This is a genomic window from Pseudomonas sp. MH9.3 (assembly GCF_034354675.1).
GTDB lineage: Bacteria > Pseudomonadota > Gammaproteobacteria > Pseudomonadales > Pseudomonadaceae > Aquipseudomonas.
In genome coordinates, this window is sequence record NZ_CP133785.1 from 1738454 (window position 1) to 1763192 (window position 24739).

23 protein-coding genes and 5 pseudogenes are annotated in these 24739 nt (G+C 55.6%); 11 read left to right on the top strand and 17 right to left on the bottom strand.

Annotated elements, in window-relative coordinates:
* Positions 1-116: 116 nt before the first annotated feature.
* Complete coding sequence (locus tag RHM60_RS07325; RefSeq protein ID WP_322214087.1) at positions 117-341, bottom strand: hypothetical protein; 225 nt, start codon at positions 339-341, stop codon at positions 117-119.
* 355 nt (positions 342-696) lie between these two features.
* On the opposite strand from RHM60_RS07325, the gene RHM60_RS07330 reads away from it, so the two are divergent.
* Positions 697-1125, top strand: coding sequence for a hypothetical protein (locus RHM60_RS07330; protein ID WP_322214089.1), 429 nt, complete (start codon positions 697-699; stop codon positions 1123-1125).
* A gap of 60 nt (positions 1126-1185) precedes the next feature.
* On the opposite strand, the gene RHM60_RS07335 is transcribed toward RHM60_RS07330, so the two are convergent.
* The 4 genes from RHM60_RS07335 to RHM60_RS07350 all read right to left on the bottom strand — a co-directional run bounded on the left by RHM60_RS07335 (position 1186) and on the right by RHM60_RS07350 (position 3885).
* Positions 1186-2118: an alpha/beta hydrolase gene (locus RHM60_RS07335; RefSeq protein WP_322214090.1), complete on the bottom strand. Its 933-nt coding sequence runs from the start codon at positions 2116-2118 to the stop codon at positions 1186-1188.
* Positions 2118-2558, bottom strand: a complete 441-nt coding sequence (gene tspO, locus RHM60_RS07340; protein WP_003234380.1) for a tryptophan-rich sensory protein TspO — start codon at positions 2556-2558, stop codon at positions 2118-2120. Before tspO ends, RHM60_RS07335 begins: the two co-directional genes overlap by 1 nt.
* 272 nt (positions 2559-2830) lie before the next feature.
* A complete protein-coding gene (locus RHM60_RS07345) occupies positions 2831-3370 on the bottom strand; it encodes an AAA family ATPase (RefSeq protein WP_322214091.1) in 540 nt (179 codons plus the stop codon).
* A gap of 113 nt (positions 3371-3483) precedes the next feature.
* Positions 3484-3885 carry a GFA family protein gene (locus RHM60_RS07350; protein ID WP_322214092.1) on the bottom strand — a complete coding sequence of 134 codons (402 nt, stop codon included), beginning with the start codon at positions 3883-3885 and terminating at the stop codon, positions 3484-3486.
* A gap of 327 nt (positions 3886-4212) precedes the next feature.
* On the opposite strand from RHM60_RS07350, the gene RHM60_RS07355 reads away from it, so the two are divergent.
* Positions 4213-4656: a GNAT family N-acetyltransferase gene (locus RHM60_RS07355; RefSeq protein WP_209983227.1), complete on the top strand. Its 444-nt coding sequence runs from the start codon at positions 4213-4215 to the stop codon at positions 4654-4656.
* An 84-nt stretch (positions 4657-4740) separates the two neighbouring features.
* Positions 4741-4827 (top strand): annotated as a pseudogene (locus RHM60_RS25670) (hypothetical protein); the annotation flags it as partial.
* Positions 4828-4851: 24 nt separating this feature from the next.
* On the opposite strand, the gene RHM60_RS07360 reads toward RHM60_RS25670, so the two are convergent.
* The 3 genes and pseudogenes from RHM60_RS07360 to RHM60_RS07370 all read right to left on the bottom strand — a co-directional run bounded on the left by RHM60_RS07360 (position 4852) and on the right by RHM60_RS07370 (position 7639).
* Positions 4852-6066, bottom strand: a complete 1215-nt coding sequence (locus RHM60_RS07360; RefSeq protein ID WP_322214094.1) for an aldose 1-epimerase family protein — start codon at positions 6064-6066, stop codon at positions 4852-4854.
* A 225-nt stretch (positions 6067-6291) separates the two neighbouring features.
* Positions 6292-6630: pseudogene (locus RHM60_RS07365) on the bottom strand (isochorismatase family protein); the annotation flags it as partial.
* 58 nt (positions 6631-6688) lie between these two features.
* A complete protein-coding gene (locus RHM60_RS07370; protein WP_322214095.1) occupies positions 6689-7639 on the bottom strand; it encodes an AraC family transcriptional regulator in 951 nt (316 codons plus the stop codon).
* 257 nt (positions 7640-7896) lie between these two features.
* On the opposite strand from RHM60_RS07370, the gene RHM60_RS07375 reads away from it, so the two are divergent.
* The gene (locus tag RHM60_RS07375) at positions 7897-8280 is read left to right on the top strand and encodes a RidA family protein (protein WP_209983234.1); all 384 of its coding nucleotides are present in this window, start codon (positions 7897-7899) and stop codon (positions 8278-8280) included.
* A gap of 278 nt (positions 8281-8558) precedes the next feature.
* On the opposite strand, the gene RHM60_RS07380 is transcribed toward RHM60_RS07375, so the two are convergent.
* The gene (locus RHM60_RS07380; RefSeq protein WP_416195180.1) at positions 8559-9077 is read right to left on the bottom strand and encodes a nucleotidyltransferase family protein; all 519 of its coding nucleotides are present in this window, start codon (positions 9075-9077) and stop codon (positions 8559-8561) included.
* Between the two features lie 378 nt (positions 9078-9455).
* Here RHM60_RS07380 and RHM60_RS07385 point away from each other — a divergent pair, with 378 nt between their 5' ends.
* Entirely contained in the window at positions 9456-9686 is a 231-nt protein-coding gene (locus RHM60_RS07385; protein WP_231423081.1) for a DUF6124 family protein, read from the top strand.
* Positions 9687-9739: 53 nt separating this feature from the next.
* Here the strand turns inward: RHM60_RS07385 and RHM60_RS07390 are convergent, their stop codons facing one another.
* The 3 genes from RHM60_RS07390 to RHM60_RS07400 form a co-directional block, all read right to left on the bottom strand.
* The gene (locus RHM60_RS07390; RefSeq protein WP_209983238.1) at positions 9740-10039 is read right to left on the bottom strand and encodes a hypothetical protein; all 300 of its coding nucleotides are present in this window, start codon (positions 10037-10039) and stop codon (positions 9740-9742) included.
* Between the two features lie 70 nt (positions 10040-10109).
* Positions 10110-10343: a hypothetical protein gene (locus tag RHM60_RS07395; protein ID WP_057008200.1), complete on the bottom strand. Its 234-nt coding sequence runs from the start codon at positions 10341-10343 to the stop codon at positions 10110-10112.
* Positions 10344-10463: 120 nt separating this feature from the next.
* A complete protein-coding gene (locus RHM60_RS07400) occupies positions 10464-10763 on the bottom strand; it encodes a hypothetical protein (protein WP_003234402.1) in 300 nt (99 codons plus the stop codon).
* 455 nt (positions 10764-11218) lie between these two features.
* Between RHM60_RS07400 and RHM60_RS07405 the strand changes: the two genes are divergently transcribed.
* Positions 11219-12109, top strand: coding sequence for a hypothetical protein (locus RHM60_RS07405; RefSeq protein WP_322214099.1), 891 nt, complete (start codon positions 11219-11221; stop codon positions 12107-12109).
* A 123-nt stretch (positions 12110-12232) separates the two neighbouring features.
* Here the strand turns inward: RHM60_RS07405 and RHM60_RS07410 are convergent.
* A pseudogene (locus RHM60_RS07410) lies at positions 12233-12842 on the bottom strand (tyrosine-type recombinase/integrase).
* Between the two features lie 637 nt (positions 12843-13479).
* Here RHM60_RS07410 and RHM60_RS07415 point away from each other — a divergent pair.
* Together RHM60_RS07415 and RHM60_RS07420 are read left to right on the top strand one after the other, a co-directional pair.
* Positions 13480-15132, top strand: coding sequence for a hypothetical protein (locus tag RHM60_RS07415; RefSeq protein ID WP_322214100.1), 1653 nt, complete (start codon positions 13480-13482; stop codon positions 15130-15132).
* A 166-nt stretch (positions 15133-15298) separates the two neighbouring features.
* Positions 15299-15940, top strand: a complete 642-nt coding sequence (locus RHM60_RS07420) for a GIY-YIG nuclease family protein (protein ID WP_322214101.1) — start codon at positions 15299-15301, stop codon at positions 15938-15940.
* An 88-nt stretch (positions 15941-16028) separates the two neighbouring features.
* On the opposite strand, the gene RHM60_RS07425 is transcribed toward RHM60_RS07420, so the two are convergent.
* On the bottom strand, positions 16029-17174 hold the full coding sequence (locus RHM60_RS07425; protein WP_322214102.1) for a PD-(D/E)XK nuclease family protein: 1146 nt from the start codon (positions 17172-17174) through the stop codon (positions 16029-16031).
* A 664-nt stretch (positions 17175-17838) separates the two neighbouring features.
* Positions 17839-18345: a peptide-methionine (S)-S-oxide reductase MsrA gene (msrA, locus tag RHM60_RS07430; protein ID WP_209983249.1), complete on the bottom strand. Its 507-nt coding sequence runs from the start codon at positions 18343-18345 to the stop codon at positions 17839-17841.
* A gap of 471 nt (positions 18346-18816) precedes the next feature.
* Between msrA and RHM60_RS25675 the strand changes: the two are divergent.
* The 3 genes and pseudogenes from RHM60_RS25675 to RHM60_RS07440 all read left to right on the top strand — a co-directional run.
* Positions 18817-19488 (top strand): annotated as a pseudogene (locus tag RHM60_RS25675) (PAS domain-containing protein); the annotation flags it as partial.
* Positions 19489-19659: 171 nt separating this feature from the next.
* Positions 19660-19797: pseudogene (locus RHM60_RS25680) on the top strand (methyl-accepting chemotaxis protein); the annotation flags it as partial.
* A 263-nt stretch (positions 19798-20060) separates the two neighbouring features.
* Positions 20061-21683: a methyl-accepting chemotaxis protein gene (locus RHM60_RS07440; RefSeq protein WP_322214105.1), complete on the top strand. Its 1623-nt coding sequence runs from the start codon at positions 20061-20063 to the stop codon at positions 21681-21683.
* A gap of 506 nt (positions 21684-22189) precedes the next feature.
* Here RHM60_RS07440 and RHM60_RS07445 read toward each other — a convergent pair.
* Together RHM60_RS07445 and RHM60_RS07450 are read right to left on the bottom strand one after the other, a co-directional pair.
* A complete protein-coding gene (locus RHM60_RS07445) occupies positions 22190-23275 on the bottom strand; it encodes a GlxA family transcriptional regulator (RefSeq protein ID WP_231423093.1) in 1086 nt (361 codons plus the stop codon).
* Positions 23276-23298: 23 nt separating this feature from the next.
* Positions 23299-24705: an amino acid permease gene (locus tag RHM60_RS07450; protein ID WP_231423094.1), complete on the bottom strand. Its 1407-nt coding sequence runs from the start codon at positions 24703-24705 to the stop codon at positions 23299-23301.
* Between the last annotated feature and the right edge of the window lie 34 nt (positions 24706-24739).

Here is a 24739-nt window from a genome sequence, read left to right on the forward strand (position 1 = left end):
CAAGCATTTATTGGCCGCTGCATGTGCGTGGTTTGCCACAGCGGATCGTCTTCGATATCAACGAATTCAAAGCCCTGGCGCAGCCAGAAATCACTCACCGGCTTGGATGCGCGGACTCATGCCACCTGGATCCGGGTGATGCCGACGATGGCGGCTTGCGCGAGGATCTGTTCAGGCGTGGCATCGGCGGGCGGCATGATCAGGCTGTTCTCGGCGTCGCCCAGGTGCAGGGCCAGCAGGTGCAGGGCAGCGTCGTGATCGGGGAGTTCGGGTTGGTTGAGTTCGAAGGTGTGGGTACGGGACTGGTTGTTGAGGAGGTAGGTGACGGTGTATTCGCGCATCGCAGTGTCCTTTGGCGGGTGGAGGGCGGGTGTTACGCGGTATGAATGTGGGAGGGGGCTTGCTCCCGATGGCGGTCTTTGAGTGTGTGCGCTGTTCAACAGATCGGCCTCAATATCAGCGCAACGATACGAAGATTCTCGTTGAAATTAAATGTCATGCATTAGAGAAGACCAGTCATTGGCGTTAATACTGTTTTTTTGTACAGTTCTCGCTCATGCACATGGATACCCGAGCGGCATGTGCACGTGAGAGCAGCGGCAGGCAGGTCCAGGGAAGAGTTTCACACGTGGTGGTCAGAGGCACCGTACGGTGACGATTCCGTTGACCAAGTGTGGATCAAGGCAGGTATAGAGTATGCAAAATCGAAAGGGTATTAAGTGGTACGTCTGGCTGCTGCTTGCCATTTGTTCAGGGCAAGCGCTTTACATTTACGTAAGCGGACCCAGCAGGCCGGCCCCGGCGAAGGTCGTTACCGTTACTCCTGTGAGCGATGGCGGCGCAATCTACGAAGTTCTTTACGATTCAGGAGGTGCAACGGTGCCGTTTATTTATCGGTACTTCCTGATGGATCTGCAGCCCAGTGACGCCGAAGCGCTCAAGAAAAGCGGATCAGCAACCCCCTTCCTTGTGACCAAAGGCACACAGGCCGTTGGCGAGGTTTCGGGCAACCACGTCAAACTAAAGACAAGCGAGACCATCTACGACTTTCACAACACCGCCTACTTTAAAATCGATGGAGAACTCAACATCGTTAAGTTCAATCTGGAAGCGACCCTTCCCTAGCAGAGGATTTGAAAACACCGGCATTGCGCCGGTGTTTTCGTTTGGACTCAACGTGAAGCTTTAAGCGTCGTAACTTAACGCAGCGATCCTTCCTGTTATCCAGCGGTGGCTATAAGTCAAAACACCCTCCGCCATCGCCACCGAAAAATGGATAAACCCATGGGCAGATTCCGGCAGAAGATGGGTCTCGGCCCCCGGCCAACGTTCTGCCATCTGCAGCGTGTCATCCTTCAGCGGATCCAGCTCCCCGACGAACATCAACACCGGCGGCATCCCGTCGAAGTCACCATACAGCGGCGACAATGGCGCCTGTCGGCGTTCTTCATCATTCAACCCCGGCGTCAGCAGGCGCAGCGCGTCGACCATTCCCGGGCCGTCCAGCAGCAAGGTGTCCGGCCCGGCGGTGCGCACGCTCGGCGTGCCGGTCAAATCGTAAACCCCGTAATACAACACCGCCCCGCTCACACGCTTGAGCAGATCCGGCCATTGCTTGAGCGTCAGCAAGGTCGCGGCCGCCAAATGCCCACCGGCCGACTCACCGACGACAAACACCGGCAAGCCTGCAAACTCATCGGCCGTCAGCAGCCACCGCGCGGCGGCGAGGCAGTCGTCCATCAGCCCCTCAACCGGCGTGTCGACCGCCAGCCGATAATCCACCGACACCACCGTCACATCGCACGCCCGCACCATGCCCAGGTTCAGCGCGTCGTCCATCTGCGCATTGCCGATCACCCAGCCGCCACCGTGGATATCCAGCACCACTCCCTTGGGCGTGCCGGATGGCCGCAAAATGCGCACCGGCACGCCATTCACAACCCTGCTCTCAGCCGGCGTTGCGCGCTTGATCTTCTGACTGACGCGCAACAGCGCCTGAATCAGACGCGGGGTGACGCGGTTGCGGATCTTGAAGCGCGGCATCCACGCGAGCTTTTGGTTGAAGCGGCGCATCTGGGCGAGTTCGGCCTCGGAGGCGGGCCAGTGTTTATGGGCCATTAACGGTTATTCCGCAAAATCGAAAAATTCAACGCCGCCGCCACACACAGCCACGCCAGGTAAGGGAACAGCATCAAGCCAGTGATCAAGTCCAGGCGTACCGCGAACACCACCATCGCCGCCACGGTGAGCCACAGCAACACAATAATCACCATGCCCGCAAACAACCGATGGGCGCCGAAAAACACCGGCGTCCACAGCGTATTCAACGCAATCTGCGCCGCCCACAGCGCCAGCACCAGCTCACTGCCCGGGATCAGGCTGAGGCGATAACCGGCCCAGGCGAGCAATAGATAGATAATCGTCCATGCGACCGGGAACAGCCAATTGGGAGGGGTAAAACTGGGTTTGACGAGGGATTCGTACCAGGCACCCGGCTTGAAAATCACACCGGTACTGGCCGCAGCGGCGCAGGCGAGCAGGAAGATAAAAAAGGTCATGGACGATCCTTGATCTGGAAGGGTTCCCACCTTGGACGGGCAATACGGGGTTAAAAGTTCATCGCCGATGGCAAGGATCATTCCTACCCGTCGTGCGGGAATGAAGCGCGAAAACACATCGCCATAGAGAAGGGGCTCGCTTGAGCCTACCTCATATCGTCAATTGCAGGATGGCTCACGTCTGCCGTAGATGCCATTCGTGATCGGCAACATTAGGCCAGGAGCCGCCACTCGCAACCGGCAGTTTCCGTGGTGAAGCAGTCAACCATCGATCAATCCCGCGAAGCTGGGCCTGTCGAACGCCCAATGCCCGCGAGAAAATTCCTGGTGTCTCGATTAGAACGCAGATGAACCACGCGGCAAGCTGATGGCGCAGTTGCCACGAGTTGCTGCATCTTTGCTCGCGCTGATTTGTTCGTCCGCCACATGAATCTGAAAAACCCCGGCAGGTTCGCCAACAGTTCGGGGCAGTTCTCCGGCAAGTCAGGCCGAGACTTACCCTGTTGGAGCAGCGTTCTGAGCAGTACGCGCAAGAATCGAAGCGGCGCCGAACGATCAATCCATATTAAAAGATCTGCACGGGCCACCCGATTGTCCCAAGTGGCTGAATGGCCACCTTCGAATATCCAGCAATCACGGGCCTCGACGTCTAGACAAAGCCGCGTCTTCTCGTCCCGACTTCGCTCGATCCATCCTGACTGCCAGTGGATAGTGTCGATATGAACAACCGGCAACCCCGTACGCTGGCCAAGCTTACGCGCCAAAGTGCTTTTTCCAGACCCAGGTTGACCCACAATCATCACCCTTTGCATCCGAGCTCCTTCTGACTATGCAAGCTGATTTTTGGGGGTGGCGATTTTACGTCAATGCCTATCTCCGTCAACAAAAGCGGTCAGCACGACAGGCAACTTTCTCCCGGAAGACTTCAGCCGATTGGAGGGCATCGGTTGGATAAACGGTGCCAGTGTGCTGCGGAGTCGAGATGAACGTGTTTCTGCTTTATAGGTAAGAAAGGCGTATCGAGCGTGCCCAGCGCTATTGAAACCCAATTGGCGAACTCACCTTGAGATCGTGACCAGAACAAGGCCGAACCGCAGTGCACGCAGAACTCGCGTGATACCGTCGCTGAAGAAGCATAGGTTTTAATATGCAGGGCACCGCTAAGTATTCGCAGCGCGCTACGCGGAACGCTGCCGTACGAAGCAAATGCGGCGCCATGAGCTTTGCGACACTGGCTGCAATGACAATGACTGATGGCTTCAGGTGTGGTGGATAGCTCATAACTGACGGCCGCACATAGACAGCTTCCTTTATAGACCTCTGTCACACCCTTTTCCCTGCATGCAAAGCCCCAGCGTAGCCGTCCCGGTCTAACCCGTCGACCGAGCGCTACTCGCCTGAAGCGCCTGCGGTTCGCAGCGAACGGGGTTGAGAGATTCCTGGCCGATTCGTAAGCTTGAATCCCTTTAATGATGGCTGCCTTGCCAGCCCTCCAAACCTCTGCGACGTCGTTGTTACCCAACGTCCAATCGCGCTTGAACGATCTACTAGTCCACCTGTGATATCCAGCAGTCGCTTAGCGGCGTGGTTCGCGAGTTTGCGAAAGACCAAGCGCGCCATATCATGCAGTTTCGTTCAATCACGGACTAATGGAATGGCAATACGACTAAGGCAAGCAAGTGTGACTGACATTCCGGCTATCTACCGAGGCGAGGAAAGCTATATTCGGTGTTGGGAACCTGAGCATGAAATTACGTGGCGCTTGCAACTGGAGCGGCACCTGACGCGCTGGGTGGAAAATTTCGAACGGTTTACAATCGCGCTCATGGGTGACCACTTCGCGGGATACTCGCTTTGGACGCCTGATCAAGACCACGCAGAACTTAGCACTATCCACGTAGTGGCAGACCATAGGCGTAGCGGCGTAGGAATGGCACTTCTGGAGGCGTATGCGCTGGACGCGGCAGCGCAGGGATTCAGTCAATTGCGTTTAAGTGTACGGCCTGATAACCCTGCAAAATTGATGTACCAAAAAGCGGGTTTTCTGTGTACCGGGACAGGGGCACACGACTACCTTACCTATGAGCGGCACGCTTGATAGTCACGCCGATGAAGCCAGCTTCTGGCCGTTTTCTGCCTGAGGTGATCGGCTGAAAACGACCAGGAGCGGACAGTGACCGAATCTTTGCGAGCAGCCCATCGATTGCTCAAGGTCGCGCGCTCACTGGCGGATCTTGAACACGCCGACGTGATCAGACGCGGCTATTTACGGCCGAAAATGCTCCATCTGGTGTCACTCCTTGGTCAGATCAACCAACGGCGTCTGCCGCACCTCAGTCTCCCGCCCATCCTGAATCTCGCTCACCTGCTTCAAGGCCTTATCCACCGCCGCCTTGTCCGCCAACAAGCTGTAGCTGATGCGGAACTGCCTGTGTTCCTTGGGCCCAATTGTCGGTACCAGGTTCAGTGGCCGCTGATAACGGCGGTTGTAGGAAAAACTCGTCCCCGGCTCCAGCCCCGTGACATAGCCCTGGCCTTGGGTATCGGTGTTTTTCCACAGGGAAAACACGGGCAGTGTCTGGGTATTGAAGCCGACCGAAACGCCCAGGCTGCCAGCCTTGTTATGCAACACGGTCAACGTATCGCCCTTGGCGTCGGCATACGGCACCACGTTGTAAACCGTTTCGTCGTAGTCCCTGGTCGGTGCGCGGTAGGTTTGCCAGTCGGGCAGCTCGCCCTTGGCCTTGTCGTTGAAAGGCGACACCTGTTTCACCGGCGCGGCGAAACGAGCGCCCTGCTCCAGGAACGGGGTGCTGAAGTTGCTGTGATACAGCGCCTGGTATTCCTTCGGATAGTCGCCGTTGTTGGTCAGGGTGTCGTTGAGGGCAAACGCGACGCTGCCGGGTTCGGTGACCAGTTCGGTCGCGACCGAGAAGTCGACCTTCTTGAACGCCTGTTCTTTCAGTTCACCGCGCAGGGTGATGGCGTACGGTGGTTTTTCATCGATGTGCAGCGTGACTTTACTCGCAGGAATGTTGGCGGCCCGACCGTGCAGGGTCAGCAGTTCGCCGTTGTCGACGCCGGGATGGCCGACCCATTCGTATCCGCAGCGGGTGACCAGCTCATTGAAACCTTCCAGCCAACCCAGGCCACCGCGGCCATTGAGTTCGATGAAGGACGGATTGACCACTTCCTTGACCGGCGAATCCCAGCCCATGCGTACATTGCCAACCGAGGCCTGCAAGACGTTCATTCCGCGAGTCGGCACTACCGAGAGTTTCATCGTGCCGTTATCGATGTCGACAATGCTGACGCCCTCCTGCCGACCGCCGTGCAAGGTGCGCAGGGTAACGCTGAAGGGTTTGTCGGTTTTTAGTCCGAGTTGCTGACTGGTGATCTGCCAGCTCTGGGCGGCTTTGTCAGTGTCGAGCAGAACGTAATCCCAAGCCATGGCGTGGGAGGCAGCGGACAGTGCGCTGATGGCAACAAAAAGTTTGAGCGGGGTCATGGCGGCGGCCTTTCTTGGAGTTGTGCCATTTTTATAAACCGGGTGAAACGTTTCAGCAAGCTTAAAAAAGAAATCCAGCGCCGGCCAATGGCAGGTAAATTTCGGACAAATCGGAAAATTGAGTCCATGCCATCGCTGATTGGCCGATTACAGTCTGTCGCGAAGGGCTCGATTGACCCACTGGTGAAAGATCGACCCAATCTCGAGCCGATCTATCTATACCGATTAGAAACACCAGTCCTCAGCGTGAATGACACGGCAGAACGGTCCCGACAAGGTTGCATTGTGATGAGCGACAATATTTTCGGCCGTCAGTAAAGGAGTGTCAGTGCAGGTGTGACCATCGGCGATCAGCACTGTATCGAATCCAAGATCTCGTGCGGCGCGACAGGTGCTGTCGACACAGTACTGGGTCTTCATTCCGGCAATAACTACGCCCAGTGATCCACAAGCCTTTAACCGATCGGCCAAGTCAGTAGAAGCGAATGCATTGGGTCGGCTTTTTTCGAAGATCACTTCGTCGCCTTGCAACAGCAGTTCCTGCACCCAGTGCGTCAGTGGGCTTCGTTAGGGGAAGCGTAGATAGGCTCGCGAGGCACTGGCTGTCGCGGGAGCGGTTGATTTATGAGCGCGAGGATCGCCCCACACCCGTTTCGAGTGACGCCTGCCTACCCGTCCTTATTGTTACGACATTCTTTCTAGGCGGCTCACCAAACAGCCGTTTATATTCTCGACTGAATTGATTGGCACTTTCGTAACCCACCATTAAGGCCGCTTGAATGACATCGCAATTTTCAACCAGCATCAAGCGCTGCGCCTCATCTAAACGCAAACGTTTCTGATATTGAAGGGGACTGAGCGTTGTGACTTCTTTAAAGTTTTTATATAAGGTTGAAGACGCCATATTCAGTGTTGCAGCCAATTTATCTACCTGCAACGCTTCCCGGTAATTCTCCCGCAACCACAGGATAGCTTGATTAATTTTATGACTTTGAGAACCCACTGAATTCAGTAGGCGAAGCTGGTGCCCAAAGGGCGTTGCGAGCAATCGATAGTGAATTTCTTGATATATCAACGCGCCCAGTGTCTTCGCCTGCTCTGGTTGGTCGAGTAATTCAATCATTCGTAAAAAGGCATCGAGCAACTCTTGGGTGAGTTCTTGCACTGCGGCGCCAACTGCAGTGTCGGTGTTATATTCAATTGGCGGTGGAGTTTTAGCGGCCAACGCAGCCATCAAATGCCTGTCAAGGTCCAAGGACATCGACAGGTAAGGCATTTCCGGGGTTGCTTCCAAGAGGCAACTGGTGACGGGCATGTTCACGCCGGCGATAAAGCACGTGTGTTCTCCGAATGATATATCGTTGATACCAATACGAACCCATTTCTTCCCCTGTACAGCGACGATAAGTATCGGATTGTAGAAATGGGGCTTTGCCGTGTCTGAATGGTCATAGCGGTGCAGCGCAAACCCCTCTATAGGCGTTGGGAACCGGCCCGCCTCAGGAAGAAAGCCAAGTAATATTTCCCTGAGCGCCACGCGACCCTCTTCAGCGGCATAACGATAATTCTTCACCTACTAATACCTCCTGCGCAAGAATATCGGAGCGCGACCTATCTTTACACGCTGCCAAAGGGATTATGACATACGTACGCGAGCCTGAAATATTGCGAGATTCAACACATAGAGAAACAGGCATTAACCGTAGAGAAACGTGACTACTGTCTGTTGCCGGTTTTTGAGAGCATAGCCAACTCGGAAAAATCCTGAGTAATCACTTGATTTTAGAAACCTCAAGATCAACCACGCACTAAAAATTCGGACGCGCAACTATGCCAAGCAATAAAATCGAACGTAAAATTTATGATGCACTTCCTCCCGTCGTGGGCCCCTATTCGCATTCGGTGAAAAATGGCAATACCCTGTACCTGTCAGGCTTCACAGCGTTTGGAACTGATGCTCAAGGGCTGAGCCTTGAAAAACAGGCCAATGCTATTTTGGAGCAGATTAAAGCGGTTGCCACCGAAGAGGGCTCCGGTATGTCTTCACTCTTGAAAGTGACTATATTCATCACCGACTTCAGCCAAGCCGGGGAGCTGCGTAAGGTGTTGGGTCAGCATTATGAAGGGCACTTCCCTGCCAGCTCTCTGGTCGAAGTTTCAAAGTTGTTTTCCCCGGAACTGAATATCGAAATTGAAGCCATTTTCGGGGTGTAACGGGCTATTAGAGCAGTGTGCAAACCTCCCAAAAAACGGCCATGGAAAAGACGGCGGAAATGGCGAGCAGGCTTGTTGTGGCGAGTGGGCTTGCCCTAACGCCGTTCAGTTAAGCGCAGATTCCCTGTGGCGAGCAGGCTTGTCCTGCGTTGGGCTGCGCAGCAGCCCCAAAGCCAGGCGCTGAGCCGTATCAGGTACACCGCGTTTTGCTCGATTGGGGGCGCTTCGCACCCCAACGCGGGGCAAGCCCGCTCGCCACAACATAATAGAGATCGGCATCAAACAATCCTCAGCCAGGGCCACCGCGCCTGATAACTCTGCGCCTTGACCTCAAACAACGCCCGCTCCGGATGCAGCGGGTTGATCCGCAAAATCCCCTGCTCCACATCCGCCAACCCATACGGCGCATACACCTCGCCCGTCGCCACCTCCAGCGCCACGCACGTGCCCGCCACCAGATACCGATCAACCCCCTGCCGCGCCGAGTGCAGTTGCGAATACGGCCGGCCAAACCGCTGGGCATACCAGAGATGAACCCGCGCCTGATTGCGCACCTCGACATTCACCCCCAGGTCCGCGAACAGCGCGTTCGCCTTCTGGATCACCACATCCTCAGCCTCGTAGGACAGGTCCGTATCGAAGTAAAAAACGTCGTAGTCCTTCACCCCATGATCCGCCGGCAGATTCGCCTGATGATTCCACACTGCCTGAAACAGGCACCCCGCCGTCAGCAGGCATTGATCCACCCCAAGCGCCGGCAGGCGCGAGGTGATTTCAGCGTTGAGCGGGTTGGTCATGGCCAGTGTGATAAATGCGTCAGTGCTCAACGTCACGGTTAACGCTCCTGAAGGCAAAATCCGAATCCCCCGCAACGCCTTGCTCCCTTGCCTACACCTGCGTCAGAATCCGCCGGCTTGTGCACTGGGTAGGCCGTCTCTAAGGTGGCTCGGTCGCTGAATCTCTCGGTGATCGGGTTTAGTAGCCCACGGTTTTAACCTAACAAGTGCACGAGCTCAATCCATCAGACGTTCCCGTCTGTGCTCAATGGTGGCTGTGCGCAGGGCGTCTCCGGACGCGCCGGTTTTGTTAGGTTCCACCGGTCTACTAACCTGCGTACAGCCACCGCCTTTTCGTTTAGTAGCGACGAGGTGGCAGCCCAAGCAAGGAACTTAACAATGCTTACTGATTCAAGCACCCTCTTCACCGTCGCCCCCAACGCCAGCACCGAAACCCTCATCACCAACAGTTACGAAACCTTCACCTCAGTCAGCACACTGCTGCTCGACCTGTCCGAAGACCTGAACGGCAAACACCGCGACATCGCCCTGGCGATCCACCAACTGAGCGAACTGGGCGTACTCCTCACCGCCAAGTTGCTCGACCGTGAAGCGCCCTGCCCTGGCTGATCAGCAACCCGCCCGACAAGCCGTCGCAGGCGACCTGTAACGGCTTGCCGCGATCAATTGACCCCAGGCCAGCTCTCGACATATTCAATAGTGAAGTCCGGATAGGAATCGACAATCTGGATCTTGTAGTCGGGGTAGCTGTCGACGGTTTGCCATTTGCCGACAGAGTCCGGCCAGGAAACCACCTTCTTCACCTTAAGGTCGGGGTATTGATTGACCACCTTCACCTTGTAGTCGGGATAGCTGTCCACGAACTGGATCTTGCCGTAAATCTTCGACACATCGACCGTCGTACCGGCGTGGGCGCAAAACGTGCAGGTCAACAACAGCGAAGCAAGGGCAGCTTTGAACATGAGCATTTCATCCTGAAAAATTGAGGCGTCCAGTCTATCTAAAACCGCGCGGGCCTTGCCGCGAAAACGCCTATCCCTTCAACTCACCCGCCCGATTGCTGGCGGCGTCGTCATACGCCACATACAACGACTCGGCGATCTGGCTTTTGATCGCTTTGGTCGACTCCAGCCCCAAGACAAACCCTTCAGCCTTGCCGCCTGCGCGGTTGAGTTCTTCGTGGGTGGAGGCGCCAGTGATAGCGTCGAGCAGCTTGGCCGCGTGAGGGCCTACGCCTTTGGGGAGGGAGATTTGGTCGATGGTCATCGCGATGCCTTTATAGAAAATGAACGGAAGCGCAGTGAACCACTGCCAGGCCGCCATGGTAGACCGGTTTGCACCGTTGAGGGCTGCTTTCGCCCCCTATCGCCCGCAGCGCCACAGCGACTATTGACGAGTGTCCGCCTCCTCGGCCGGGTAAAACTCGCCCTCCTTGCCCATTTTTTCCAGCCGCTCGCGCACGATCACCTCAACGTGGGCCACTGCGGCCTGATCATCAGGGTCGACCAACTGCAGGCACAGGCGTCGAACATTCTGATCGTGAGTACCCTCGCTGAGCATTTCGTGAGTGAAAACCGCCTCGCCACGCCACAGGCACAACTCGGTATGCGTACCGCCGAGCCATATTTCGTTGATTGATCTGAGGTCGGTGGTCGCCAGTTGGTCCACGGTGATTGTCTTGTCCATTGCGCTGTACCTTACCGATGATTGGGTTTCGGTAGACTGATGGCGGTAGCGGGTCGTTCCCGCGGTTAGGGGTTTGAGTGTGGCGGTGGTGGTGAGTCATGGGGCGTATGACGTCCAAGCGAACGTCATTCTGGATAGCGTTGAATCTGGAGAATGGCCGTGACGGATTCCTTTTCAGGCAGAGCTAGGGGCTACAAAGGCTGAGAGGGGGCGCTGGGAAGGGGCTCTAATCGGCCGATTACAGCCCTTCGTGAGGGGCAGCAATCGGCCAATAGCTGCCGGTGACGAGAAACTGAGCTCAAAGACTTAGACTGGTCGTAGACACTGATTCCGTAACTCCGTAATGTGCGCAGACGTCAAACCCCTTTGCATCCCCGCTATGTGCCGCATTGCTATGCACGACACTCACGTGGATCAAGGAGTGAAGCAAGAGCAATAAGCCTCATTAGAAACAAATGACGCAAAAATTTACCCCACCTATATCGCCAATATTAGCAGTGAGCCAAATGCAAAGTTACTGGACGCCCACAAAAATTATCGGCTTTTTCGGTATTGCCTTTGCTGTTATGGCGGCAACTACAAGCTATGTAGGTGCAAATAACCCAATATTAATATTAAATGAAAATCAAATTCTTTATCTATTTTCAACTTCAGCGCAAGTTTTAGCTGGGGTCTATGGGTTAACTCTCACAGGCTTCATATTTTTCCGCAACGAGCTAAGTCGCGAAGAGATTGAAGATGAAACTTTAGTTGAGGCTGTAGAGAGCCTCAAAAGCAGATACTTTACTTTATTGCTATTTGTAACTCTATCTTCCGTTGCTACCTTGCTGCTCTCAAACTTGGCTATATCATACGAGGGCGCGGGAACATCGTTTAGTACGATAATTATAAATTCAGCTCAATCCGCTTTTATAATAACGTTGCTGGCCGTGACCTATTTTATTTTTGAGGTCATATCACCCAAACGAATTGAAAGAGAAAGCAGGAAGCTTCAGAGCCAGGTGGACCCTGCAAGAGAGGAAACTAACAAAGGAAGTCTTGAAGAATTCTTGAAAAACTATAATCAAATTGAGGAAATCATCGCCAAGTATGGTTCAATATATCAAACAACATCTTCAATAGGATATGCCAGTCGACCTCGTCGCCATATTTCCAATGCAAAACTAACCGAAATGCTTTTCCGAAATGAAAAAATTAGCGAGTCGCTATATGGAGAAATCCGGGCTCTAATAACTCTTCGCAACTCAATAATTCATGGTGCGGAACCGGTTGTCAGTGATAACGTCGTGAGCAACTCCTCAATTATTTTGAATGAACTACGGAAAGAATTGGCCCTAAGTATTTGACGACTAGCTTGCGTCTCTTCGTTCAATAGGGACGGCCTAAAGCCAGCTCCCTAACCAAACTTCATCCAATGTCTGCAGTTGGCCGATTAGCGACGGTCTGACTTCGACCGTCGCTATGCATGGTCAAACCTCAGTCTGTTCCGCCATCTCCAGGGCGTCATCGACCTCAATCCCCAGGTATCGAACAGTGCTCTCCAGCTTCGTATGGCCGAGCAGCAACTGAACCGCCCGCAGGTTCTTCGTCCTGCGATATATCAGTGATGCCTTCGTACGTCTCATTGTGTGTGTGCCATACATGGCTGGATCAAGGCCCACGGCTTTCACCCAGCCTTTGACGATACGAGCGTATTGAAGAGTAAATAGATGGTCTGAAGTATGCAGCCGGCTAGGAAAAAGGTAGTCCTCGCTGCGTAGCCGGGCAGGCCCCGAGAGCAGATCGTGTTTGCTCAGTGATCTCAAACTGCACAGGCCGCTGCGTTTTCTGCTGCATCACCGTGGCTCGTGATGATAAGTGCTCGCCATGAGCAACATCGCGCACGCGGAGCTTGGTTAAGTCGCAGGCTCGAAGCTTGCTGTCGATGGCCTGATCGAAGAGAGCCAGATCTCGGGTTCTTTCCGCAATTTGAAGCCTTACTCGGATGGCCCAGATATCTCTCAGCCGGAGTGGGATTTTCTGCCCGACCAGTTTTCCTTTGTTCCAGGGCTGACGTCTGCAGGTAGCAATGATGTTCATGACAAGTCCTCCACGTGTGGAAGGACAAGGATGGCTAATCGGAGCAACGGTCGCTAACCGGCCAAACGGAGCCTGTCAGGCCTACCTAGAAAACCCGGCGCAATTCGATCAGCTCGGCATCGGCTCAGTCAGCTGGTCTCCTTGATTTCGCACGTGGCAAACCTCCCTGCCCAATAAATGCCAGCAGAAATCTGCCACTGGTCAGCAATGCAAATGGGCGATCTGCTTAAAACGATCAACCGGACTTCCCTAGGCAACCCACTCTCCGAAGTGCTCCGGTGATCCTCCCAACTGGCGCTGACGCGATTTTTACCCAGACTGCCGGGATTCATTTACCTACCCGAATACTCAGCGAACCATGTCTTTGCGCGGAATTTCAGCGGGCCATAATGGGGCAGTCAAACTCAGCGACCTGGCTCAAATTCGCATCAGTCCCATCAGGGCGCAACCGTCAGCTTTTGACTGAGAGGCCAAGAAGCAGAAAACAGGTCGTTGAATGCAGGACCCGCGAACTCCTCTACATCGGCTAAAAATCAATATCTACAGATTTAGTATGAGCGAAGGCATGATGGCATTTTAATTCCCTCTCGTGTACCTTCGTATCAATAAAAAAGTGCTGATGGATGAGGAGTACAAAATGGATAATTATTTTCAAGATACAATCTCAAAAATCTATGGCGACGATGATGACTTTGTCGTTATTGGATTGACCGGCCGTACTGGGAGTGGTTGTTCTACAGTGGCAAATATTCTCTCAAGCAAGAAACACGAAATTAGACACTCTCTATTTTCAGGCCACAACCCAAAAGACAATGTTCAAAGAAAGCAAAAAGTTGTATTCAATTGTTTCAAGCATAATTGGGAGCCTTTTATAACCATCCAAGCCAGCACCGTTTTGCTAATGATGCTCTCCGAAGTAAGCATCGAAGATTCGGGGGTTTTTATAGGTCGCTCAGGTGACTTGAAACCTGATGCTGCCAAAAAAACTACTGATATCCTAAAGTCTATTCGAGACCAAAAATTTGATTTTGCTGATATCAGCTCATTGCGAAGGTTTTATACTGAATTTCTACCGGAGAAAAACTCCGAGCTAAAAGCTGTGATGGGTGGGGCAGCATATGTAAAACTATTTCAGCTTATTGGAAATAATTTGCGAAACTCCGGCGACGTTACTTCAGGCGAGGTAGTTAGTGGCAAATTATTTTCGCTGGCTGAGCGAATCAATATAATAATCAAGGAGATTCGTAAAGCGAGAGTGGATGGTGACAAAACATTTATAGTGATCGATGCAATAAGAAACCCGTTTGAGGCTATATATTTCCAAGATAGATACTCATCATTTTATCTGATGGCTGTTTCTTGCAATGACGACGAACGTAAGCGGCGATTGCGGGGGCTTGGCTATACTGACGCTGAAATAGATGTTGTTGACAAAGAAGAGTACGGCAAGTTAGATGCGACCAATCAAAAAGCTTATGTTAAGCAAGACATCAAAGCCTGCCTGCAGCGAGCAGACTTACATGTGAGCAACCCAGACTCGGGAAATATGGTCTCGCATTTTAACTCTTTAGCCGACCAGTTGTTGACATTTGTCGCGCTAATGATTAGGCCCGGACTAGTAACGCCTACTCCTTTAGAGCGATGCATGCAAATTGCTTATACCGCAAAACTAAACTCTGGGTGTATCTCAAGGCAAGTAGGTGCTGTAGTAACCGATGTCAATTTTTCAGTGCAGTCTGTTGGTTGGAATGACACACCGTTTGGACAAGTTCCGTGCAGCCTACGTAATCGGTTTGATTTAACGAATGGACATGACCAAGACGCTTATTCAGAATATGAAAAGCTTGATGTTAAATTCATAAGTGCCGCTCTGGCGGGAAATGAAAAATTCGTAAAAGTCGCAAGTACAGGGAGAAATATCTCCTATTGCTTTAAGGATGAATACAACCAGCTTACAGGAAAGGACAATCAAGTTCACACAAGGTCACTTCACGCAGAAGAAAATGCTTTTCTGCAAGTTGCAAAGTATGGTGGAAGAGGCGTTGAAGATGGGAAACTATTCACGACAGCTAGTCCCTGTGAACTATGTTCAAAAAAAGCTTATCAATTAGGGATCAAAGAGATTTATTACATTGATCCTTATCCAGGGATTGCGATGAGTCATATTTTAATGGGAGGTAGTAAAAATCCAAAGCTTGTAATATTCTCCGGCGCTATAGGCAGGGCTTTTCATAACTTATACTCTCCTAAACTCTCATTCAAAGATGAGCTTAACGCTCTCTCTCTTTGATGCGAGTCGAAAGCAGACCGAGTCGAACGTCTGCTTCTGGCCGATTGCTGCCCTTGACCTACGTCAACTCCGGTTCAGAACACGCCATTCTGCGGTTCCACAGGCTATGCTCCCTACCTCAACACCACTAGCACATCAACGGAACGCAACATTATTAGGATTGAAGATGCAGACCGAACTCAGTTTCACCGATGTAGTACGCGAGATTCTTCGCCAGCATCCTGAAGGCCTCACACCCCAGCAAATCCGAGAGATCGTTAAGGTTGAGTACCCGCTGTACGTCGGCACCCCGAGCCATTTGAAAAACGTTGCTGCCGGCAATTACAAGGACGTTGACCACGCTGTTCTGGCCCGAATATATCTGGCCTGCAGAGGCGCCTCAGACATTGCTGCAGATAAAAGCCGAAGACCTCACCTGATGACTCTTCTGCCGGATTCGGGATCAGTCGAAATCAAGGATGATGAGTTCATCGAGGGTGAGGATCTCGCCAAGCTGGAGGCTGATATCGGCACGTTGTACGTGCTCTCCACCGGGCTCTATACCGCTGATCAAATCGAGATAGTCAAGATTGGGATCACCACCGGTCCGGTCGAAAAGCGCATTACCCAGCTTTACACAACGGGTGTGCCCTTTCGCTTCAAAATCGTAAGTCAGCTTGAAACCACAAACTATTCAAAGCTTGAGCAGGCCTTGCATTGCCTTTTCGATAAGTATCGGATCAATAAGTCCCGAGAGTTTTTCACAGCGCATTGCCTGACGTTTTTGCCAGACCTAATCGCCGTCCACCGGAGTATTGAGGCGAGCTGAAGAGGCAAGTTTTTCTGTCCAGGAGAGGCCGTTTATTTACCCGGTTCTAAACCTCCGCTTCTGGCCGCCGTTGAAAACATTATTCAGCTTAACCCTCCACTGCATACAACGCCCGCGCCTCCCCCCACAACCCATACACATCATCCGCCATCCGCTCCACCGCCTGCGCCTTTTTCATCGGCTCATTCAATACCATCAAATCCTCATCACTCGGATTCTTCATATTAAGCTCAGTGGTATACCGCCAAAGCAAACCACCGCTGCCGACGCCGTTATTCACGACTTTCTGCGTCAACGTCGTCAGCCAGGCATGCGCAGTCGGGTGAGATTGCGCATCACAGTAATAGCCGCAATAAAACCGGTGGTCGAGTTCGATATACACCGAGCCCGGCACAAATCCCAAGTCGTAATAAAGACCGTACCAGCGATTATCCCGAGTGGCACTGTAGTAGCGGTCGACCACCTCCGCCGTCGGCGCGTCAGAGGGTTTGGGCAACTCGGGGTATTTTTCTTTGATGCATTGGGCAAGTGCTTGCCAGAATTCCAGTTGCAGGTCTTTCAGGGTTTCGACGAACGCTTTTTGCAGGTCGCGTACCACCAGCAGGTTGTTGTTTTGGCGCAGTGTCTGTTTGAGCGCGTCCATGTAGGCGTGTCCCTGGTTCTGGAAGGTCAGTGTCGCGACGAGGTCGATGTATTGCAGCAGGCTTTCGCGCACGCCGGCTTCGCGGATAACCCATTGCTGGCATTGCTCCAGCCACGGCAGGATGTCATTGGCGTAGCTGATTCGCTGATAGTCAATGCCCAGGCAGCTGCGCCGGTCGGCGTCGCGGCCATCCAGGGTGAGGTAGAGCGGAGGGTAGGTCCGGCAGCCTTCGCCTTGAAGGGTTTGCAGGTAGCGGTGAAGCTGCGCGTCTTGGTCTGCGGCGTAGAGCTTGTTTTCGATGATGACTGCCTGACGCTTGCTGTTGCGGATCAGGATGTCGACATTGCGGTACTCGACCTCGACCGTCACCTCGGTGCAGTCGAAACCTTCGATGTTCAACGCGGCCAACAACAATTGCAGCAGCTTGGTGCCGGCACCGTGGGCGCCTTGAGGATTAAGCAAAAAGGCCAGGTAACGAGAGTGCAGGCGCACTTCATCGGAGCTGCTGCGCAGCAGGGTGAACAGGTTGAACGCCGGAGGGCGGTGCAGCTCGGCGCGCAGTAATGCGGCCCGGTGGATCAAGGGTTGCAAGGTTCATTTCCTTATGAGGGCAAGTCCAGGCGGTGATTGTATTGCGCCAGTACTTATCGTGCACGCTTGCATTTTTCGTTGCCAAGAGAATCAACTCATAATCCTGCCCCACCTGTGGGATGAAACGAAAAGTTTGCTGGCAGTTATAGGAATAGCCGGCAGAAACGTGGCTTTCACTCTGGAAGTTAATGGTTAAAGGCTTGTCGGCTCAGCACTTTCAGCTCGGTGTGCGCCAACTCCTGCGATTGCACATGGCGGTTATGCCGTTCAGTTAAGCGCAGATCCCCTGTTGGAGCGAGCAAGTCGAATCGTCGCACCGCAGCTCTTCTCAAACACAAAATAACTTATTGATTTTAAAACTGAAGTTTCAGGCAGCCACATTCCTGTGGCGAGCGGGCTTGCCCCGCGTTGGGCTGCGCAGCAGCCCCAAAACCATGTTCTGCGTAGTGTCAGGTACACCGCGTTTTCTTTGATTGGGGGCGCTTCGCGCCCCAACGCGGGGCAAGCCCGCTCGCCACAGAAGCCCAAGTTTGCTGCGCGACAGCGCTAAGTCGAGGACTTGGCGGAGCCTCCCACATTTGATCTCGTCGCTTTGAGCATTGCGTTCTCTTAACTGACCGGCATTAGGGCAAGCCCGCTCGCCACAATGCTGGCTGGCATCGGGTCAGGCGCGCTTCGGCAACTTCCAGCCCGCCCGCACAAAGTGACACGTGTACCCGTCAGGAATCCGCTCCAGGTAATCCTGATGCTCCGGCTCGGCCTCCCAAAATTCCCTCGCCGGTTCAATCTGGGTCACCACCGGCCCCGGCCATAGCTTCGATGCATCAACATCAGCCACGGTGTCTTCGGCCACTTCACGCTGGGCTTCGCTCAGGTAGTAAATCGCCGAACGGTAGCTTGGCCCCAGGTCGTTGCCCTGGCGGTTGGGCGTGCTGGGGTCGTGGATCTGGAAGAAGAACTCCAGAATCTGCCGATACGTGATCACCGCCGGATCAAACACGATCTCGATCGCTTCCGCATGGTCGCCATGGTTGCGATAGGTGGCATTGGGCACGTCGCCGCCGGTGTAACCGACGCGTGTTTGCAGCACGCCGGGGTAGCGTCGCAGCAGGTCCTGCATGCCCCAGAAGCAGCCGCCGGCGAGGATGGCGGTTTCGGTGTGGTTGGTCATGGTCTGCCCTCACGCTGAATGGATATGCAGGTAGTTATGGGGCTGTGCCCGCCAATAGCAAGTCAACGCGTCAAACACCGATGCAAAACCAAAATAAATGTACAGTTTCTCAACAACCTGTCGACATAGATGGCAAGGTGCCATGGATGAGGCCCGCATCACTTATTGAGCCTTTACGCTATGTCCATCTTTGCCTTTCTACACCGTGACCGTCGCGCCCTGCACCAACTGACAGCGGCGATCAAAAGCGGTCAGCAGCCTCATATCGATCGCCGCACAACCGCCCCAGCGGTGCTTGATGCGCTGGCCGTGCTTGAATCATCCAGCCGTGAAGCGCAATCGCGCATCACCCAGCTCGAAAACGAACTCGAATCTGCCCGTGAATTGCTGCGCGAGTCGGCCGCCTCCGCCCAGGCCTCCGAAATCCGCTTCGACCTGGTCAACCGCGCCTCCAGCGAGGGCCTCTGGGACATGGAGGTGGTGGCGGGCGACCCGATCAATCCGAAGAACCGTTTCTGGTGGTCGCCGCAATTTCGCAGCCTGCTCGGCTTCTCTGACGAGCGTGATTTTCCAAACGTGTTGGCCAGTTGGGCCGATCGCCTGCATCCGCAGGACAAGCAGGCGACGCTCGACGCCTTTGCGCGGCATCTGAACGACAAGTCGGGAAACACGCCGTACAACGTGAACAATCGGTTGGCGATGAAGGACGGCTCCTACCGCTGGTTTCACGCCCAGGGTGAAACGCTGCGCGATGAGCGCGGCACGCCGATCCGCGTGGCCGGTGCGTTGCGCGATATTCATGATCAGCTGCAGCGCGATCAGGAACACGACGTGATCATCACCCGCTTCGAACTGGCCAGGGAGATGCTTTCCGACGGTTTGTGGGACATGGAAGTGATTGCCGGCGACCCGGTGAACCCGAAGAACCCCTTCTGGTGGTCGCCTCAGTTTCGACGCCTGCTGGGTTTTGAAACGGTGCAGGAGTTTCCCGATGTGCTGGACAGCTGGGCCTCCCGGCTGCACCCGGATGACAAGGAGCGCAGCCTGAATGCGTTTGGCGCGCACTTGAATGACAAGTCCGGGCAAACGCCGTTTGATATCGAATACCGGTTGAAGATGAAAACTGGCGAATACCGCTGGTTCCGCGCGCGCGGCCAGACGCGCCGCGATCCGCAGGGTGCGCCACTGCGGGTGGTGGGCGCGCTGGTGGATGTGCACTTGCAGCATGAACAGCAAGCGTTGCGCGCGGCGGAGGGCGAGCACCAGCGCACGCTGGAAACCAACATTGCGCAGTTGTCGCAGATTGTCGGGACGATTCAGAGCATCGCCAGCCAGACCAACCTGCTGGCACTGAATGCCGCGATTGAGGCGGCGCGTGCCGGCGAGGCCGGGCGTGGTTTCGCAGTGGTGGCCGACGAGGTGCGCAAGCTGGCAACGCGCACCACCGAAGCCACCGAACAGGCGGCCGGGATGATTGCTCGGTAAGTCGCCCATTTCAGGCGCCTCTCCCGCTACGGCAAGAGGCGCTTGTCGAATCAATGAACAAGACGTAAAAAAAGCAAAAAAGTAGCGAACTATCACACCCTTTGCAGGCCGCCTCTAAAGTTAACAACAGCCCGGCCGATAGTTAGTTACGGAGCCCTTAATCCCTGCCCGAAACACACAACAATCCCACTATATATGCCATGGATAGGCTCGTTTCAGGACCGAACATCATGTTCAGCAAACTAAGCATTTCGCAGAAACTTTATGCAAGTTTTACGGCAGTCGTTGTACTGATCGGTTTATTGGTGGGGAGCGCCTATAGAGGCTTCGAAACTGTAGAAGATGCTACAAATAGTAACGTGCACACTTATGAAGTATTAAGCGCCGCACAATTGGCGCTGGAACAGTTGATCAACATCGAAACCGGTATGCGCGGTTTCGTCATCGCGTCCAAAGACAACTTTCTGGAACCGTTGGTAGCCGGCGAAAAACGCTTTTTAGAGAAGTTGGAGCTGCTCAAACGCCTGACGGCGGATAACCCGGCGCAGCAACAACGCCTGGCCACCCTGGGCGACACGCAAAAGCGCTGGCTTGCCGAAGACATCGACCCGATCATCGCCCTGCGCAGAAGCCTCACCGCAAGCAAACTGCCCGATGACGAACTGGACGCGCGCATCACCGCCGGCGCAGACAAGGCCAAGATGGACAGCATGCGTGCGACCCTGGCTGAAATCACCGCCACCGAAACCGCCCTGCTGGCGCAAAGAAGCCAGGAAATGATCGATGCCAAGCACATGGCGCTGACGATCCTGATCGTGGGCGGCATCTTGTCGGCTGCGTTGTCGTTGATCCTCGCCACCTCTCTGGGCCGTAGCACCACTCGGCGCCTGCAACTGGCGATTGATGCCGCCACCGCGATTGCCAACGGCAAGCTGGATACGGTGATCGACACCAGCAGCCATGACGAGTTGCCCAAAGCCTTCGACCGCATGCAGAAACGCCTGCGGGAAATGATTCAACAGATCAGCGAAGCGGCCAACCAGTTGGTGGTATCGGTGCAGCAGATTTCCGGCGCGTCGGAGCAACTGTCCGGTGCGATTCAGGAGCAGTCGACCTCGGCCTCGATGATGGCCGCCACCATTGAAGAGCTGACCGTGAGCATCCATCACGTCTCGGAAAACGCCGACGAGGCGCACCAGCTTGCCAGCCGTTCGGGCGAGCAATCCAAGGACGGCGCGCGGGTCATCGAAAATACGCTGGCGAGCATGAACGGCATTGCCAAAACCGTGCAGCACTCCTCCACTCAGGTGGCCGGGTTGGGCCAGCACTCCGAACAGATTTCCTCGATCATCAGCGTGATTCAGGGCATTGCCGACCAGACCAACCTGCTGGCGCTCAACGCCGCCATCGAAGCGGCCCGGGCCGGCGAGCAAGGGCGCGGGTTTGCCGTGGTGGCCGATGAGGTGCGCCTGCTGGCGCAGAACACCGGCAAGTCGACCAAGGAAATCGCGATCATGATCGAGAAAATCCAGGCCGGCGTGCGCGAAACCGTCGAAAGCATGCGCGGCGGTGTGCTCGAAGTGAGCCAGGGCGTGGAAACGGCGGGTACCGCCGGTGCGGCCATCGTCGAAATTCGCGAAAGCTCGGAGAAAGTGCTGCAGGTGGTCGATCAGATCTCCTTCGCCTTGCGTGAGCAGACCATGGCCAGCCAGGACGTTGCGCGCAACGTTGAGCGCTCGGCGCAGATGGCAGAAATGAACAACGTGTCGGTGCAGGAGTTGCTCAAAACCAGCGGCGGCCTGAAGAACCTGGCCACCAGCCTTCAGCATGAAGTGAGCAAGTTCCAGTTGTAACCCACAGGCTGCGGGGCTGAGCTCGGCGCACGCTGAACGAAGCCCGCCCCGTTGCAGTCGGAGAAATATCCTTTCCGGCAAAGAACCTGGCTCATGCCTCTGAAAACCGCCGCCCTCGCGTCCCTCCTCTCAATGGCGGCCAGCACGGCGATCACCCCTGTGGGAGCTGTCAAGCTTCAGCGAGGCTGCGATGCAGGCGACCCGGTCTGGCAGGTACACCGCAGCGATCCCATCGCAGCCTCGCTGGGGCTCGACAGCTCCCACATTTGATTGGGGTCGGTCTTGTGGCGAGCGGGCTTGCCCCGCGTTGGGGTGCGCAGCGCCCCCAATCAAGGAAAACGCGGTGTACCTGATACGGCTCAGCGTCTGGTTTTGGGGCTGCTGCGCAGCCCAACGCAGGACAAGCCTGCTCGCCACAGGGAATCTGCGCTTAACTGAACGGCATTAGGGCAAGCCCGCTCGCCACAACCAGCTCGCTAGGCACACAGATTCCAGCGTGGTGATCATCAGCGCCGTTGAATGCGCACGCTGGCGAAGGTCGGTTCGTCGCGTGCCTGTTCCAGGGTGCTTCTGGGGGTTGCCGGCGCGGGAGCGTGCAGCGGGGGCGGTGAGGCGAGTGGCGGGTGCAGGCGCATGTCGGCGCGTTCGTCGCTGGGGGCAACGCCGAAAAAATCACGGTAGCACTTGGAAAAATGCGGCGTCGACACGAAGCCGCAGATCACCCCCAGTTCGACAATCGACAGGGATGTCTGCATCAGCAGTTGTCGCGCGCGTGTCAGGCGCAGTTTGAGGTAGTACCGCGACGGCGTGCAAAACAGATAACGCTGAAACATGCGCTCCAATTGGCGCCGCGAGACCTGCACGTAGGCCGCCAGGTCGTCCAGTTCGATGGGTTCTTCCAGGTTGGCTTCCATCAGCGCGACCACCTCCTGCAGCTTCGGCTGCTGCGTACCGAGCAGGTGTTTGAGGGGGACGCGCTGCTGGTCGCGTTCATTACGAATGCGCTCGTACACGAACATCTGCGAGATCGCCGCCGAGAGTTCATGGCCATGATCGCGACTGATCAGGTGCAGCATCATGTCCAGCGGCGCGGTGCCGCCGGAGCTGGTGAAACGGTTGCCATCAAGGCTGAACACGCTGGTGCTCACCGTAACGCGGGCAAAGGCTTCCTGCATCGAGGCCATCAGCTCCCAATGCACGCTGCACTGGAAGCCGTCGAGCAGCCCCGCCAGGGCCAGCGCCCAACTGCCGGTGCACACCGCGCCCAATCGCCGGCAATGCAGACGCGCCTGGTTGCGCAGCCAGGCGATATGCTCGGCGGTCACGGCCTGTTGAATGCCGATGCCGCCGCACACCACCACCGCGTCGAGGCTGAGCGGGTCGCGGGTGGACGCATCCGGCGTGACCGCCACGCCATCGCTGGCCCACACCGGCTGGCCGTTGAGGCTCAGGGTCTGCCAGCGGTACAGCTCCTCGCCGGCCAGTTGATTGGCCATGCGCAACGGCTCGACCGCGCAGGACAGGGAAATCAGGGTGAACTGGTCCAGCAGCAAAAAGCCGATGGTCTGGCAGGCCGGCGCATCAGGTGCCATGGCAGTCACTCCCCAGCGGCTGATCAGGACTGCTCCAGCGCCACCGGCGTGACCGCCGACCCGTGCTGGCGCGCGGTGATCAGGCCGATAAACGAAATCACCAGCGCCAGGCCAATGGTCGACGACACTTCCAGGCGGTGGTCCGGCGTCACCATCATCACCCCCAGCGCCAGGCAGATGAACACAATCACCAGGTAGGTAAGCCAGGGAAACAGCCACATGCGAAAGGTCAGCTCAACGTTCTGCCGCAGCAGCAAACGGCGCATGCGCAATTGCGAAACCGCGATCACCAGGTACACCAGCAGCGCGATGGCGCCGGAGCTTGCCAGCAGAAACTGGAACAGCCCGGCCGGCATGAAATAGCTCAGCAGCGTGATGCCCGCACCGATGATGGTGCTCGCGATCACCGCCGCCCGGGGCACGCCCGCCGCCGAGGTGGCTTTGAGCGCACGCGGCGCATCGCCGCGTTTGCCCAGGGAAAACAGCATCCGAGAAGAGATGTAAATCGAGGAGTTCATGCAACTGGCCACGGCGATCAGCACCACCAGGTCGACCATGAATTTGGCGTTGGGGATATTCATCAACTCCAGCGCACGCTGATAAGAGCCCACGGAGGCCAGCAGCGGATCGTTCCACGGCACCACCGAGATCACGATGGAGATCGACAGCAGATAGAACACGCCAATGCGCCAGATCACCGAGCGCGTGGCCTTGGCGATGTTCTGCGCCGGATTGCTCGATTCGGCGGCGGCGATGGTCACCGCTTCCGTACCGATAAAGCTGAACATGATGGTGATAAACGCACCCACCACCGCCGACAGGCCATTGGGCGCAAAACCGCCGTGTTCCTGCATCAGGCGGCTCAGGCCGCTGGCTTCGCGGTGCGGAATCCAGCCCATCAGCACGCTGAAGCCCAGGCCGATAAAGCCGACGATGGCGATCACCTTGGCCATGGCGAACCAGAATTCGAACTCGCCGTACTTGGCCACACTGAACAGGTTGGTGATCACCAGCAGGATGATCGACAGCAGCGCGAACAGCCAGGCGTCCACCTGCGGGAACCACTGGTTGAGCACATGCCCGGCGGCCAGCGCTTCAATCGGGATCACCAGCACCCAGAACCACCAGTACAACCAGCCGATGGTGAACCCGGCCCAGGGGCCTATAGCCTGGTCGGCATAGGTGGAGAACGAGCCCGTGTCAGGCCGCGCCACCGCCATTTCGCCGAGCATGCGCATCACCAGCACCACCAGCAACCCGGAGGCCAGGTACGCCAGCAACACCGCGGGCCCGGCGGCCGCGATGGCATGCCCGGAACCGACAAACAGCCCGGCGCCGATGATGCCGGCAATCGACAGCATGGTCACATGGCGTGGCTTGAAGCCCTGCGCCAACTGACCGCTGGAATCCTTGGAGTTGAGGTTAATCATTGTTTTTGTTGTGCTCTGCGACCCAATTGCGCAC